This is a genomic window from Micromonospora sp. NBRC 107095, from assembly GCF_030269705.1.
Taxonomy (GTDB): domain Bacteria; phylum Actinomycetota; class Actinomycetes; order Mycobacteriales; family Micromonosporaceae; genus Micromonospora; species Micromonospora parva.
Window position 1 is genome coordinate 1,149,521 of sequence record NZ_BSTU01000001.1, and the last position, 14,371, is coordinate 1,163,891.

14 protein-coding genes are annotated in these 14,371 nt (G+C 72.4%); 6 read left to right on the forward strand and 8 right to left on the reverse strand.

Annotation, left to right across the window (positions count from 1 at the left end; genetic code table 11):
* Positions 1-23: 23 nt before the first annotated feature.
* From QSK15_RS05460 to QSK15_RS05480, 5 genes are read right to left on the reverse strand one after another with little or no spacing between them, the layout of a single operon-like run.
* Positions 24-638, reverse strand: coding sequence for a hypothetical protein (locus tag QSK15_RS05460; protein WP_285793166.1), 615 nt, complete (start codon positions 636-638; stop codon positions 24-26).
* On the reverse strand, positions 635-2,023 hold the full coding sequence (locus QSK15_RS05465; protein WP_285793167.1) for a hypothetical protein: 1,389 nt from the start codon (positions 2,021-2,023) through the stop codon (positions 635-637). Before QSK15_RS05465 ends, QSK15_RS05460 begins: the two co-directional genes overlap by 4 nt.
* Positions 2,020-2,820, reverse strand: a complete 801-nt coding sequence (locus QSK15_RS05470; protein WP_285794341.1) for an ABC transporter ATP-binding protein — start codon at positions 2,818-2,820, stop codon at positions 2,020-2,022. The genes QSK15_RS05465 and QSK15_RS05470 overlap by 4 nt, the downstream gene beginning before the upstream one ends.
* 34 nt (positions 2,821-2,854) lie before the next feature.
* On the reverse strand, positions 2,855-3,652 hold the full coding sequence (locus QSK15_RS05475) for a zf-HC2 domain-containing protein (protein WP_285793168.1): 798 nt from the start codon (positions 3,650-3,652) through the stop codon (positions 2,855-2,857).
* Complete coding sequence (locus QSK15_RS05480) at positions 3,649-4,197, reverse strand: RNA polymerase sigma factor (RefSeq protein WP_285793169.1); 549 nt, start codon at positions 4,195-4,197, stop codon at positions 3,649-3,651. The genes QSK15_RS05475 and QSK15_RS05480 overlap by 4 nt, the downstream gene beginning before the upstream one ends.
* Positions 4,198-4,334: 137 nt before the next feature.
* Here QSK15_RS05480 and QSK15_RS05485 point away from each other — a divergent pair, with 137 nt between their 5' ends.
* Complete coding sequence (locus QSK15_RS05485) at positions 4,335-5,627, forward strand: multidrug effflux MFS transporter (protein ID WP_285793170.1); 1,293 nt, start codon at positions 4,335-4,337, stop codon at positions 5,625-5,627.
* Positions 5,628-5,714: 87 nt separating this feature from the next.
* Here the strand turns inward: QSK15_RS05485 and QSK15_RS05490 are convergent, their stop codons facing one another.
* Positions 5,715-6,386 (reverse strand): hypothetical protein, encoded by a 672-nt coding sequence (locus tag QSK15_RS05490; RefSeq protein WP_285793171.1) that lies wholly within the window; start codon positions 6,384-6,386, stop codon positions 5,715-5,717.
* Positions 6,387-6,409: 23 nt separating this feature from the next.
* Here QSK15_RS05490 and QSK15_RS05495 point away from each other — a divergent pair, with 23 nt between their 5' ends.
* Together QSK15_RS05495 and QSK15_RS05500 are read left to right on the forward strand one after the other, a co-directional pair.
* Entirely contained in the window at positions 6,410-6,928 is a 519-nt protein-coding gene (locus QSK15_RS05495) for an acyl-CoA thioesterase (RefSeq protein ID WP_030337966.1), read from the forward strand.
* Positions 6,929-7,071: 143 nt separating this feature from the next.
* Positions 7,072-9,054 carry an acetoacetate--CoA ligase gene (locus tag QSK15_RS05500; protein WP_285793172.1) on the forward strand — a complete coding sequence of 661 codons (1,983 nt, stop codon included), beginning with the start codon at positions 7,072-7,074 and terminating at the stop codon, positions 9,052-9,054.
* Positions 9,055-9,105: 51 nt separating this feature from the next.
* Here QSK15_RS05500 and QSK15_RS05505 read toward each other — a convergent pair whose 3' ends face one another.
* Positions 9,106-9,795: a TIGR03089 family protein gene (locus QSK15_RS05505; protein ID WP_285793173.1), complete on the reverse strand. Its 690-nt coding sequence runs from the start codon at positions 9,793-9,795 to the stop codon at positions 9,106-9,108.
* Between the two features lie 154 nt (positions 9,796-9,949).
* Between QSK15_RS05505 and QSK15_RS05510 the strand changes: the two genes are divergently transcribed.
* Entirely contained in the window at positions 9,950-11,095 is a 1,146-nt protein-coding gene (locus QSK15_RS05510) for a glycosyltransferase family 4 protein (RefSeq protein WP_030338285.1), read from the forward strand.
* Positions 11,096-11,158: 63 nt separating this feature from the next.
* Positions 11,159-12,250, forward strand: coding sequence for a mannose-1-phosphate guanylyltransferase (locus QSK15_RS05515; RefSeq protein ID WP_285793174.1), 1,092 nt, complete (start codon positions 11,159-11,161; stop codon positions 12,248-12,250).
* On the opposite strand, the gene QSK15_RS05520 is transcribed toward QSK15_RS05515, so the two are convergent.
* Positions 12,219-12,836, reverse strand: a complete 618-nt coding sequence (locus tag QSK15_RS05520) for an NUDIX hydrolase (RefSeq protein WP_285793175.1) — start codon at positions 12,834-12,836, stop codon at positions 12,219-12,221. The genes QSK15_RS05515 and QSK15_RS05520 overlap by 32 nt on opposite strands.
* A 403-nt stretch (positions 12,837-13,239) precedes the next feature.
* On the opposite strand from QSK15_RS05520, the gene QSK15_RS05525 reads away from it, so the two are divergent.
* Positions 13,240-14,238 (forward strand): ArsR/SmtB family transcription factor, encoded by a 999-nt coding sequence (locus QSK15_RS05525; protein ID WP_285793176.1) that lies wholly within the window; start codon positions 13,240-13,242, stop codon positions 14,236-14,238.
* Positions 14,239-14,371 lie beyond the last annotated feature (133 nt).

Genomic DNA, 14,371 nt, shown 5'->3' on the forward strand with positions numbered 1-14,371 from the left:
TCTCCGGAGCATCGGAACGTCCCTCACTGGTCGGGGGACGTCTCGCTCACCGGCCGCACGGGGCAACCCCGCACCGCGTACGCGAGCAGTCCGGTCACCGCCAGCACGACGGCGCAGGCGGTGGCGGCGGTGGTGCCGGCGGGTTGGATCAGCCAACCGGCGACCTGCGTCTTCACATCCCGGCTGGGCACCATGATCGGCAGTACCGCGATGAGCGTCCAGGTCAGCGGGGCGATCCAGGACAGGGCGGCACCCAGCACCGTGGCGCCGAGCGCGGTGAGCCCGAGCAGCCCCGCGGTGTTGCGCACCATCACCGCGAACGGCTCGTAACGCGCGTCGGTGACCATGCTGAGGGACAGCAACGCGGTGATCACGACGGCGGCGAGCAGCAGATGACCGGCGCGCCGTACCGGCCAGTTGACCGCCATGGTGTGGTCGAGGGCACCGTCCGCGCCGTCGAGCGTGCTGCCGACCGCGACCACCGCCAGCATGATGGCGAGGCTGGCCGTCCGGGCGTTGATGGTCGCCGAGTCGGTGTAGGCCAGCGACAGCGCCCAGGCCAGTGCGATCAGCGTGGTCACGATGGCCAGGGCGAGGGGTACCCGGCGGGAGCGCAGGTGCAGCTGGAGGAACCTCACGGCCGGCCCGTCGGCACGCTCGCCACCAGCTCGTCGTCACGGCAGGCCAGGGCGCCCTCGCGGGCCGCTGCCATCCGACGTCGTTGTTCGACCTCCGGGAGGCTGACCAGCGACTGGTACGCGCTCTCCAGCCGGGCCATCTCCGACGGGTTCCACCCGGGCTGCGGGGCCGGTGGCCGACCGGTCAGCCAGGCGGCGGCGACCATCCGGGCCTCGTACACGTCACCCCGAACCCGCTGGTCGCCGCACTCCTGCCGCCAGGCGGCCTCCAGCAGGGCCGGCAGGAAGTAGTCGCCGGACAGGTCGGCGCGCCCCACCCGGTTGATGGTGGGGGTGTCGAAGACGATCGTGTCGGCGGAGTGCCGGGCCGGGGCCGCGTCCGGGTCCGGCCGCGCCCAGTAGGTGACCTGTTGCGTCTGGACCGCCCGGACCGGTGCGTTGGGCAGCTTCGCCGCCATCATGGCGAGCGCCTGCCGGGCCGGGCCCACCACGTCCGGCAGCAGTGCGGCGTGCGTCCGCGTCACGCAGACCTGCGGGCCGTCGTTGTCGCACACCAGCTCGACGGCGACCGGGTCGACGACCGCCGCCCCGCGGGCTCCGCCGACGGGCAGGAGCGGTAGGGCGACCGCGACGCCGAGCAGCGCCGGGAGCACGGCGAACGCGACGGCGCGGCGACGGACCGCGCCGAGCAGCAGCAGGCCGGTCGCGGCGAGAGACACCAGCCACAGCGCCTGCAGCAGGCTGACCCGGGTCGCGATCGTCTGGAAGTCGTCCAGGCCGGTGAACGTCGGTAGGAGCAGCACCCCCGCGGGTTCCGGCCGGAACTGCCCGATCTCCGCGCCCGTCGCGGGTGCCGCGATCCACTCCGGCACCAACGCCACCAGGACGAACCCGAGCACCGCGAGGACCGGTGCGGTGATCACCCGTGGCACCGCCCGGCCGGCGGCCATGCCCAGCCAACCGGCGGCGATCAGCGCCGGAACGCCGACCGCGGCGACGACGATCGTCGCGCTCGGGAAGTATCCCGCTGTCGGCACCACCCAGCCAGCGGCGACCAGGAAGACCACGACGTACGCGGCGACCACCGAGACCGCGAGAGCGCTGGCGGTCGGCACGACACGCTGCCACCGTGGCCGGACGGTACTGGCGAACAACTCGTTGACGCGGCTGCGCGCGTCGCGCCGCCCCAGCCACGCCCCACCGGCCAGCGCGAGTGGCAGCAGCATGATCAGCGTCGACCGGGCGAGCACCGCCAGCTGCATCCACCGCCCGGCGAAGAACTGGGTGGACGACAGCAGCAACGCCGCGCCGGTCACCAGCAACAACAGGCCGACGCCCAGCGCGGCCGACCGGCGTAGCTCGATGCGGAGGATTCGTCCGGTCACGCCGACACCCGCTCCCGGTAGGCGCGCAGCAACGACGAGTAGCCGCGTTCGGCGGCGCTGTCGCCGGCGTCGGCGGCGCCGCCCTGCGCGGCCAGCTCTCCCGTGCTGCCCTGCCACACCAACCGACCCTCGCTGACCAGCACCACGTCGGTGCAGGCCACCGCGACGTCCTCCACCAGGTGGGTGGAGACGAGTACGCAACTGTCCAGGCCAATTTCCCGTAGCAGCTCACGGAAGTCGAGGCGTTGCTCCGGGTCCAGGCCGACCGTCGGCTCGTCGAGCAGCAGCACCGTCGGGTCGTTGACGATCGCCTGGGCGATGCCGGCGCGGCGCAGCATCCCGCCGGACAGCGTCTTCATCCTGGAGTCGGCGCGGTCCGCCAGGCCGACCCGTTCGACGGCCCGTTGCACAGCACCAGGGATGACCGCCTTCGGCATCTCCTTGAGCCAGGCGATGTACTCGACGAACTCGCGGACCGTGAAGCGCGGGTAGAAGCCGAAGTGCTGCGGCAGGTAGCCCAGGCCGCGGCGTACCTGGCGCAGGTCGGCACCGGCGGTGACCTCCTCACCGAGCACTGTCAGCCGCCCGCCGGCCGGTTTCACCACGGTGGCCAGGGCTCGCATCAACGTGGTCTTGCCGGCGCCGTTGGGGCCGAGCAGCCCGTGCACACCGGTGCCCAACCTCAGGTCCAGACCGTTGACCGCCAGGTGTCGGCCGGCCCGGACCCGCAACGTCTCGGCGTGCACCGCCCACGCGTAGGTGGACGGCGCGGTCTCCGCCACGCTGACCGTACGCATCATCGTGTCTCCATTCGGTGCTGGCTGGATCTCGTCATCGGAACGTGCTGGTGGGCAGCTGCGACCGCCATCGGGCCTGGACGAAGACCACGGCCAGCAGCAGCACTGTGGCGAGGGCCCAACCGGTCAGGTTGCTGCCGGCGAGGACGGCCGGTAGTCGCCCGCCGACCAGGCTCGGCGCCACGACAACCAGGCACCAGGCGAGCGCCAACCCCAGTGCGGCCCGGTCGATACCCACCACGGTGCCGAGCGCCAACGCCCCGGCGGTGAAGCCCAGAGCTGGCAGCAACCAGAGGCCGGGGGAGTGCCCGGTGCCCCAGCCGGCCACCGCGAGCACCGGCAGGACCGCGACCAACGCCCCCAACGAGCGGCGCATCAGGAGTGGCAGGCCGGTACGGGGTGTGGTGGCCGCCACCTCCCACACCGGGTCGCCCCGCCGACTCCAGACGGCGGCCACCGGCAGCAGCGGCGCGACCGGCGCGGCCAGCAGCACCAGCGACGGCAGGCTGGCGAAGGTCTTCTCGAACAAGACCGCGGCCAGCATCAGCCCGGCGGCGGTGGCGAGCCAGGGCAGGATCCGGGCGGCGACCCCGGTACGCGGTAGCCGCCGACGACGCACCGGCGCAGGGCCGGTGGCGATCCCGGCGGCCACGGCGGCGGCCACCCGGTCCAGCAGGTCACGCGTGCCCGGGTCCACGGTGTGGGTCAGCAGCGCCCGGCAGTCGGGGCAGGTCTCCAGATGCGCCTCCACCGCCCAGATGGTCGCGTCGTCGACGCCCACACCACCCGAGGCGTAGTGGGACAGGAGAGCGGGCGTGGGGTGAGCGGTCATGACAGCGCCTCCCGGAGTGCGATTCGGGCGCGTCTCGCGCGGGTTTTCACGGTCCCCTCCGGCATGCCGAGCAGCAGCGACGTCTCCCGGGCGGTCAACCCGTCGAGGACCATCGAGCGCAGCACCTGCCGCAGTTCCGGGGGGAGCGCGTGCAGGGCGTTCTCCAGGTTGGCGTCCATCCCGCCGGCCAACGCCTCGTCCTCGGCGGCCGGGGCGACGGGCTCGAAGGTCCGTACCGTCGGGATCCGCTCGCGTCGGGCCCGGTGGCGGAACGCGTCGATCAGCCGGTGCGCGGCGATCGTCCACAACCAGCCCACCGCGCTGCCGGAGGTGGACTGCGCCTGGCTGCCGGCCGACCGCCAGACCGCCAGGTACGTCTCCTGGAGCACCTCGGCCACGATGTCCTCGTCGGCGCAGCGTCGGCGCAGCCGCGCGGTCAACCACGGGGCGGTGCGCCGGTACAGCGCGTCGAACGCGCGCCGGTCGCCCCGGGCGACGCGGCGAAGGAGTTCACCCTCGTCGAGCCCGTCCAGACTTCGCTTCACACCAGGCAAGACGACGCGTACCCCATCCCCGGTTCTGATCCTGCTGTGATGGCAGTCACAGGCGTTCGGTCGGACGGGGCGGGGTGACCCCCAACACACCGGGAACGCCGCACACCGCCGAGGTGTTGCCGACCTAAATGATGAAGCAGTTGGCGGAGAAGACCGGACGCGATTCCGCCGTCGCACACGAGGTACCGCCCGGCGACCTGATGACCAATCGTCAGCGGGCACAACTCGTCCTCGTGCTGGGCGCGTTGATCGCGATCGGGCCGCTGACCATCGACATGTACCTGCCGGCCCTGCCCGCCATCACGGCGGGCCTGCAGACCACCGAGACCGCCGTGCAGTTGACATTGACCGGCACGCTCGTCGGCCTCGCGCTGGGCCAGTTGCTGATCGGGCCGCTCTCCGACGTGGTCGGGCGGCGGGTGCCGCTGCTGGCCGGTCTGGCCGCGCACATCGTGGCGTCCGTGCTGTGCGTCTTCGCACCCAACATCGCGGTGCTCGGCGGGCTGCGCGTACTCCAGGGGCTCGGTGTCGCGGCCGCCACAGTGGTCGCGACGGCAGTGGTCCGTGACCTGTTCAGCGGGGCTTCGTTCGCCCGGATCTTCTCCCGGCTGATGCTCGTCATGGGCCTGGCGCCCATCCTCGCGCCGACGCTGGGCAGTGGCCTGCTGAGCTGGACCGACTGGCGGGGTGTCTTCGCCGCGTTGGCGGTGCTGGGTGCGCTGCTGATCGTCGTGGCCGCGTTCCGGCTACCGGAGACCCTTCCGGTGGCGCGTCGGCGGCACGGCGGGGTGCGCGCCACCCTGCGCGACTACCGGGGATTGCTCAACGACCGGGCGTTCGTCGGCCTGGTGCTGGTCGCCGGGCTGGCGATGGCAGCCCTGTTCGCGTACGTCTCGGGTTCGTCGTTCGTGCTCCAGCAGGAGTACGGCCTCGACGAGCAGCAGTTCGGCATCGCCTTCGGGGCCGGCGCGGTGGGGCTGATCGGAGCCACCCAGTTCAACGTGCGGCTGCTGCGCCGCTACACCCCGCAGCAGATCCTGGTCAGCGCCCTGATCGCCGGAACGGCTGCCGGCCTGCTGCTGGTCATGTTCGCGGCGACCGGCTTCGGTGGCCTGGGCACCCTGCTCGCGTCGTTGTGGCTGGTCCTGGCCGCCGCCGGGCTGGCCCTGCCGAACGCTCCGGCGCTGGCCATGAGCCGGCACAGCGAGGCCGCTGGCACCGCCGCGGCGCTGCTCGGCGCGGTGCAGTTCGGCATCGGGGCGGTGTCGGCGCCACTGGCCGGTCTGTTCGGCACGGGGAGCGTACCGATGGCGATCGTCATCGCGGGCGGCATGGCCGCCGCGCTGATCGTCATGCTCGTTGTCGTTCCGCGCGCCAGCCTCGGCACAGTCGACCCGGACCTGGCCGTTGCGCTGCACTGACAACGCCCGGCGGTCGCGCCGCAGCGGGCCCCGTCGCCGCGCGGGAGAGACGGAGGGCGGGCCGGTGAAACCGGCCCGCCCCGACGATCAGCGGATCTCGGTGGTGTCCTCGGGGCGCGGCTGACCGCGCGGTGGGGCGGACCAGGGTGATTCGCCACCCACCCGGCGGGGCAGCGGTTCGGTCGGTGTCGAGTCGGCCGGGTAACCCAGAGTGAGCGGCGCGGTGTCCCGCTCCGCAGCCGCGGGGGGCGTCCAGTCGGTCAACGTGAAGTCGTCGTTGCGGGGGCCTCCGTCGGACGCGGGGGCGGGTGCTGTGGCCGGAACGGCCGCCGGGCTCGGCCACTGCCGCCAACGCTGTTGGCTGAAGGTCGCCATCAGCAGCAGCATGCCGATCAGGAAGAGGGTGCCGTTCTCCACGGGCAGCCGCAGTGGCAGCGGGTCGCCGAACACCTTCCACTCGTGCGGGATCGCGTCCCGCACCGAGAAGGGCGCCACGAACATCCCGATGTACGGGGTGACCAGCAGCGCCCCCGCCACCAGCGGGCCCAGCGGTGAGAAGCGCAGCGTGCCGAGCAGGCCCAGCAGGACACCGCCGACACCGAGGTACACGGCCGGCTCGATCAGGTTGGCGGTGTTGAACGTGCCGATCTCCACCCAGCGGTCGACCGTCCGGCTCGACCCGTCCTGCCCGAGTGTGACCAGCACCCAGGTGATGGGTGCCACCACCAGCCCGGCGAGGAAGCTCCAGAGATGTCGCATCCGCGCACCGTACCGTTTTCGACATGACTGAGCACCTCTCCGCCGCTCCGAACGGCAAGCCGACGTCGTACTCGCGCGTCACTCTCAGCAAGATCATGACGGCGGTGGACGTCAACCTCTACGGCACCGTGCACGGTGGGGTCCTGATGAAGTTCGTCGACGACGTGGCCGGGGCCGCTGCCGCCCGGCACAGCGGCGGAACGGCGGTGACCGCGGCGATCGACGAGATCGTCTTCTCGGAGGCGGTCCGGGTCGGCGACCTCGTGCACGCCCACGCCCAGGTGAACTGGACCGGCCAGACCTCGATGGAGGTGGGCGTGCGGGTGGTCGCCGAGCGGTGGGACTCGGCCGAGGACGCGCCGGTCCGGGTGGCCACCGCGTACCTGGTGTTTGTCGGCGTGGACGTCGGTGGTGCGCCGCGCGCGGTCCGCCCGGTGCTGCCGGAGACCGCCGAGGACGAGCGGCGGTACAAGGAGGCGGAGATCCGCCGGGCGCACCGCCTCGCCCGCCGTCGAGCCATCCAGGCCCACCGCGCTGGCTGACCCACATGAGATGGCGGGTTGGAGTGTGGGACGGGCACGCGTCGGTCGGCCTACCCGGTGCGCAGAATGGCGCTTCGAGGTAGGGCAAAATGGCGCCACGGCCCAGTCACAGTGTCGTGTCGGGCCAGGGGGAGGGTGGACCAATGGGTGACATGCTGTGGGCGCCGCCGGCGGACGTACGCGAGCGGTCCCGGATCGGTGCCTACCTTCGCTGGCTGCGGGAGCACCGCGGGTTGGACTTCGGTGACTACGACGCGTTGTGGCGCTGGTCCACCACCGATCTGGACGGGTTCTGGCGCTCGATCTGGGACCACTTCGAAGTGATCGCCCACACCCCGCCGACCGCGACCCTGACGCAGCGGGTGATGCCGGGGGCCCGCTGGTTCCCCGGCGCCACGCTCAACTACGCCGAGAACGTGCTGCGGATGCCGGGTCGGGGCGACGACGACCCGATGGTGATCTCCCACGGGCAGACCCGCCCGCCGGTCACGCTGACCGCCGGGGAACTGCGCGAGCAGGTCCGCCGGGTGTCGGCCGGGCTGCGCCGGCTCGGCGTCACCACCGGTGACCGGGTGGCGGCGTACGCCCCGAACATCGGCGAGACGTACGTCCTGCTGCTGGCCACCGCCAGCCTGGGCGCCATCTTCTCGTCCTGCGCCCCCGAGTTCGGCACCCGCAGCGTCACCGACCGCTGGCAGCAGATCGAACCGACGGTGCTGGTCGCCGTGGACGGCTACCGGTACGGCGACAAGCCGGTGGACCGCCGCGCCGAGGTGGCCGCCATCCGGGCCGCCCTGCCGTCACTGCGACACACCGTCAGCATCGGCTACCTCGACCCGGCGGGCCCCGCGCCCGACGGCGCGCTGAGCTGGGCCGAGCTGGCCGCGCCCGTGGACGAGCCGTTGACGTTCACGCCGGTGCCGTTCGACCACCCGCTCTACGTGCTCTACTCCTCGGGCACCACCGGGTTGCCGAAGCCGATCGTGCACGGCCACGGCGGCATCCTGCTGGAGCACCTGAAGATGCTCGCCCTGCACCACGACCTGGGCCCGGCCGACCGGTTCTTCTGGTTCACCACCACCGGGTGGATGATGTGGAACTTCCTGGTCTCCGGGCCGGCGGTGGGTGCGAGCATCGTGCTCTTCGACGGCAACCCGGGCCACCCGGACCTGGGCGGGCTGTGGCGGATGGCGGCGGAGACCGGCACCACGTACTTCGGCACGTCCGCGCCGTACCTGCTGGCCTGCCGCAAGGCCGGGCTTGTCCCCCGTGACGTCGCCGACCTGTCGGCGGTACGCGGGGTGGGTTCCACGGGTGCGCCGCTGCCCGCCGAGGGCTTCCGCTGGGTGTACGAGACCGTCGGCGACCGCCTCCAGCTCCAGTCGCTCTCCGGCGGCACCGACGTGTGCACGGGTTTCGTCGGCGGGGTGCCGCTGCTGCCGGTGTACGCCGGTGAGATCGCCTGCCGGGCGTTGGGCGCCAAGGTGGAGGCGCGCTCCGCCGACGGCACGCCGGTCATCGGCGAACTGGGCGAGCTGGTGATCACCGAGCCGATGCCGAGCATGCCGGTCGGCTTCTGGAACGACACGGACGGCACCCGCTACGCCGAGGCGTACTTCGACGTCTACCCGGGTGTCTGGCGGCACGGCGACTGGATCACCATCAACGAGCGGGGCGGGTGCGTGATCACCGGCCGCTCCGACGCCACCCTCAACCGCGGTGGGGTCCGGCTGGGCACCGCCGAGTTCTACTCCGTGGTCGAGGGGCTCGACGAGGTGCTCGACTCGGTCGTCGTGCACCTGGAGGACGATGAGGGCGGCGCCGGTGAGCTGCTGCTCTTCGTGGTGCTGGCCGACGGCCTGGAGTTGGACGACCCGATGCGTACGAAGATCTGCCGTGAGCTGCGGACGGCGCTCTCACCCCGACACGTGCCCGACGAGATCCATCAGGTGCGGTCGGTGCCCCGGACCCTCTCGGCGAAGAAGCTGGAGGTGCCGGTCAAGAAGATCCTCACCGGCACCCCGGTCGACCAGGCGGCGGCCAAGGGCGCCCTGGCCAACCCCGAGTCGTTGACCGCCTTCGCCGCCCTGGCCCAACGCCGCCCGCCGCACCCGACGCCCGCCTGACAGCGGGCGCTCCGGGCGTGGGCCCCGACCGCGCCGGAGCGGAAACGGGAGCTAGCGGAGGGAGTGGGTGACTTTTTCCGCAGTCAGCCGGGAGGCCAGGCGGGCCGGGTCCGGGTTGGCGCAGAGGACCACGGTGGCGGCCCGGGTCAGCGGGGCCAGCAGCCAGTCGACCGGATCGGGGTGGCGGGTGGCGTCCACGAGGACCCGTGCGCCGGACTCGATGCCCAATTCGGTGGCACGGGCCTCGGCGTGGCTCAGCAGGTGCGCGTCGGTGGGGCCTGGACCGGACTGCGGCGTGAAGTGGTCACCGTGTCCGCGTACCTCGACGACGTAGTCGGCGAACCCGGGCGGCACCTGCCGCAGCGGGGCGGCGAGCGGGGCCAGCCCGAGGGCGTACCGCTCGTCGGCGGGCCAGGACTGCGCCTCGTCGAACTGGTCCACGGCGGCGAAGAGCACGCCCACGTCACCCGGTGTGTCGACCACGCTCAGCTTGGCCGACCAGCAGCCCAGCAGCACCGCGGCGGTCTGCCAGTGTGGCGGCAGCAGCACAGCGGCCGGGGTGCCCGGCGCGAGGCCGACCTCGTCGACGAGAAGGTTGGCGGTCTTCGCCACCCAGTTCGCCAGCGTGGCGCCGGAGAGTTCGGTGCGGTCGCCGGTGGCGTCGTCGTACCAGGTGAGCAGCGGTCGGGTCGGGTCGGTCGCGATCGCGTCGGCGAACACCCGGGCAATGTTGTCGGCCATCGGCGCGAACGATACGCCAGTGCGGGCCGTACTCAATGACGATGACAAGTCGGCGTACCGTCGGGTCGCAGTCAGCGTCGGCCCCGCGCCCCGGCGTAGGCTTGACCCCCGGAGTGTTGTTCCCCACAGACCCGCCAGTACAAGGAGTCGCCCCGTGACCGCCGGTCGCCCGCCCCGCGTGCTCATCGACGCCACGAGTGTCCCCGCCGACCGTGGTGGTGTCGGTCGATACGTCGACGGTCTGCTCGGTGCCCTCGGCAAGGTGTGCGGGTCGGGGGTGGAACTGGCGGTGGTCAGTCTCCGCACCGACCTGGAGCGTTACACCCGCATGCTGCCCGGCGCGGAGATCATCCCCGCCCCGGCCGCCGTGGCGCACCGTCCGGCCCGGCTGGCCTGGGAGCAGACCGGCCTGCCGCTGCTCGCCCAGCAGGTGGGCGCACACGTGCTGCACTCGCCCTTCTACACCTGCCCGCTGCGGGCCGGGTGTCCGGTCACGGTCACCGTGCACGACGCGACGTTCTTCACCGAGCCGGAGCATTACGACAAGTCGCGCCGCACGTTCTTCCGCAGCGCCATCAAGACCTCGCTGCGCCGCGCTGACCGGGTGATCGTGCCCAGCAAGGCCACCCGCGACGAGCTGATCCGGCTGCTCGACGCCGACCCGACGCGGATCGACGTGGCCTACCACGGCGTCGACCAGGCGGCCTTCCACGCTCCCACCGAGGAGGAGAAGGCCCGCGTACGCGCCCGGCTGGGGTTGGGCAACAGCAGCTACGTCGCGTTCCTCGGTGCCAAGGAGCCACGGAAGAACGTGCCCAACCTGATCCGTGGGTGGGCGCGGGCGGTGGCTGACCGGGTCGACCCGCCGGCCCTGGTGATCGCCGGTGGGCAGGGGCACGACGACGACATCGACCGGGCGGTGGCCGAGGTGCCGTCGCACCTGCGTCTGCTGCGTCCCGGCTACCTGCGCTACGCCGACCTGCCGGGTTTCCTCGGTGGCGCGCTGGTCGCCGCGTACCCGTCCTACGGCGAGGGGTTCGGGCTGCCGATCCTGGAGGCGATGGCGTGCGCCGCCCCGGTGCTGACCACGCCCCGGCTCTCCCTGCCCGAGGTGGGCGGCGACGCGGTCGCGTACACCTCGGAGGATCCGGAGCAGATCGGCATCGACCTGGCCGCTCTGCTCGACGACGAGCAGCGGCGGTTGTCGCTGGCGAAGGCGGGGGTCGACAGGGCCAAGGAATTCACCTGGGAGTCCAGCGCCGAGGTGCACATCGCCGCGTGGAGCCGCGCCCGCTCCTGACCCGCCGCGCCACTGCTGGTGACCCGGGCCACTTTGGGTAGGTACGTCGGGCATGATGTGCGGATGCTCTATGCGGTCATTCCGGCAGGTGGCAGCGGCACAAGGTTGTGGCCGTTGTCCCGTGCCGGCCATCCCAAGTTCCTCCACCCGCTCACTGGCACCAGCGCCTCGCTGCTCCAGGCGACAGTGGAACGGCTCGCGCCGCTGACCACACCGGATCGGACCCTTGTGGTCACCGGCGCCGCGCACGTCACGGCGGTGGCACGGCAGCTGACTGTTCTGCCGGAGGAGAACATCCTGGTCGAGCCCTCTCCCCGGGATTCCTGCGCGGCGATCGCGCTGGCCGCCGCGGTGATCGCGACGCGCGATCCGAACGCGGTGATGGGTAGCTTCGCCGCCGACCACCTGATCCGCGACCCGGACAGCTGGGTCTGCACGGTCCAGGAGGCGGTCCACGGGGCCGAGCAGGGCATGCTGATGACCGTCGGGATCACCCCGACCCGCGCGGAGACCGGCTACGGCTACCTGGAGACCGGCGACCCGACCGACGGTGTGCCGTGGCGGCCGGTGACCGAGTTCAAGGAGAAGCCGGCCGCCGAGGTCGCCGAGGCGTACGTCCGTTCGGGCCGGCACCTGTGGAACGCGAGCATGTTCGTGTGGCGGGTGGACGTCTTTCTCGCCGAGTTGGCCCGCCAGCAGCCGGCGCTGCACGCCGGTGTCGCCGCGATCGCCGCCGCCTGGGGCACACCGGAGCAGGACGACGTCCTGGGCGCGATCTGGCCGACGCTGCCGAAGATCTCCGTCGACTACGCGGTGATGGAGGGCGCGGCCACTGCCGGTCGGGTCGCGACAGTGCCGGGCGACTTCGGCTGGAACGACGTCGGTGACTTCCACACCCTGGGCGACGTGTTGCCGACCGACGAGACGAACAACGTGGTGCTCGGCACGGAAGCCAAGCCGGGCGTGCTCCTGCGGGACAGCACCAACCTCGTGGTCGTGCCGCAGTCGGGTCGGCTGGTGGCCGTCCTCGGGCTGCACGACCTGATCGTGGTGGACACCCCCGACGCGGTGCTCGTCTGCCCGCGCGACCGGGCGCAGGACGTCAAGGCCCTGGTCGACGAGCTCAAGGAGCGAGGCGAAGAGGGCTACGTCTGAGGGCCGCGAGGGCCGGCGCGACCAGCTGCACGGTCCCGCCGGCCAACGGCTCGGGCAGCTGGTCCGCCGGGAACCAGCCCAGCGCCTCGGACTCGTCGCTGACCTGCTCCACCGCCGAGGGCGGGGCGAGCACGGCGAACCGGACGTCGTGGTGCGCCGAGCCGCCCTGACACTGCACCTGGTGCACGTCCACGTCGATCGGCACCGGGTCGATGCGCAGGCCGGCGATCCCGGACTCCTCGGTTGCCTCGCGCAGGGCCGCGGCGACCAGGGTCTCGTCGGTTGGCTCGCAGTGCCCGCCGAGCTGCACCCACCGCCCGAACTTGCCGTGCAGGCAGAGCAGCACCCGGGAGCCGGTGGCGTCCAGCACCAGCGCACTGGCGGTGATGTGTCCCGGACGGTGCTGCCGGCTCATCGCGACCGGACCGGCGGCGAGCAGGGCGAGGGTCCGGTCCCGCGCGCCGGCCGCGTCCGGGCTGGTCGGCTGCCAGCCCTCCAGCAACGCGGTGGCGTCGGCGTGCAGCGCCGCGTACGCCTCGGGGTTGGTCGGTTGAGCGGTCGGACCGGTGATCACGGTGTCGGGCACCACGCCACTGTACGAGCGTCCACCCGGTGGGCCGGCCTCGGTGACCCGCGTCGCGTCGAATTCCTGGTGGCCGGCTGATCCCACGGTGCGGATGAGAACCATCGGTCGCGCGCGGTGGCGGCTGGGCCGGCGTGGGGGCGGGATGACCGGACGGCACCTCTGCGGAGCAAGGGCCGCAGACCCTCGTGGTGCCGTCCGATCACCGGGGCCTCCCCGGTCCCGGTGCCTCGGCGGCGCGGGCGTCCAGGACGCGCGGCGCCGTGTTCGGGCAGTGGAAGCATGCCGAACCGGCCCCGGGGGCGTCGAGGTTTTTCAGTTCAGGCTTAAAGATGGAGATTACTGCCGTCCAGGTAGAGTCGAACGGTCAACCGGCATCCCCCTGCCGGCGACACGGGAGCGCTCCATGCTGAAGATCCACTTTTCTGGGGAGGACATCCTCCGGACCCGGGTGGCGCCGGCGGCGGACCCGGTCTGGGAGCTGGTCCTCAGCCTGCACGTGCTGCGCGGCCGCACCCGCGATCCGCTGACGGCCAACTGGCGGCGCAGCGTGTCGTGGGCGCTGCGCCAGGACGCCGCCTCCGAGCAGCTCAGCCTGCTCTTCGCGTTGAATCCGCCGCGCGGTTACTTCCCCGACTTCCTCACCCCGTACGCCAGCGTCGAGGGCTTCGAGGCCGGGCTGGACGCGCTGCGCCGTACACCGGTCGAGTCGCTGCACCGGGACCTGAGCGTGCTGGCCACCGAGAATCAGCTGCCCTCCTCGGCGACCGCGCTGGCCCGGGGTGAGGTGTCGGTGCTGCACCACCTGGCCGAGTCGATGCAGCAGTACCGGTCACTGGCGATCAGCCCGTACTGGGGTCGGATCCAGGCCGCGGTGGCGGCGGACCGCGCGCGACGGGCCCGGGCGCTGCTCGACGGCGGTGTCGAGGGCCTGCTCACCAGTTTCCGGCCGGCGATGCGCTGGGACAGTGGCGTGCTGGAGATCCGCAGCTACCCGCACAGCCGGGAGCTGCACCTGGACGGCCGCGGGCTGCTGCTCGTGCCCTCGTTCTTCTGCGCGGCCATCCCGGTCGCACTGCTCGACCCGGCACTGCCACCGGTGCTGGTCTACCAGGTAGACCGGCTGGGCGGGCTGGTGACGACCGACGCCAACGGTGCATTCGCGCCCGGTGCCGGCCGCGAATCACTCGCCGCGCTGCTGGGCCGCACTAGGGCGGCGGTGTTGCAGGCCAGCGACGAGGGCTGCACCACCGGCGAGGTCGCCCGCCAGCTCAACATCTCACCGGCCGCGGCGAGCCAGCACGCCACTGTGCTGCGCAACGCTGGCCTGCTGGTCAGCCACCGGGAACGCAACAGTGTGCTGCACACGCTGACCCCGCTGGGCCGGGCCATGCTGGACGCGTGACCCGGCCGTCTCCCGCCGGATGAGGCATTCGCCGGCACCCCAGCGCGCCGGCGGCACCCGCCGGGCTACCGGGCGAGGGCCGCGCCCCGCTACCTGGCGTCGGCGGCGGCCGCCCCGCTACCTGGCGTCGGCG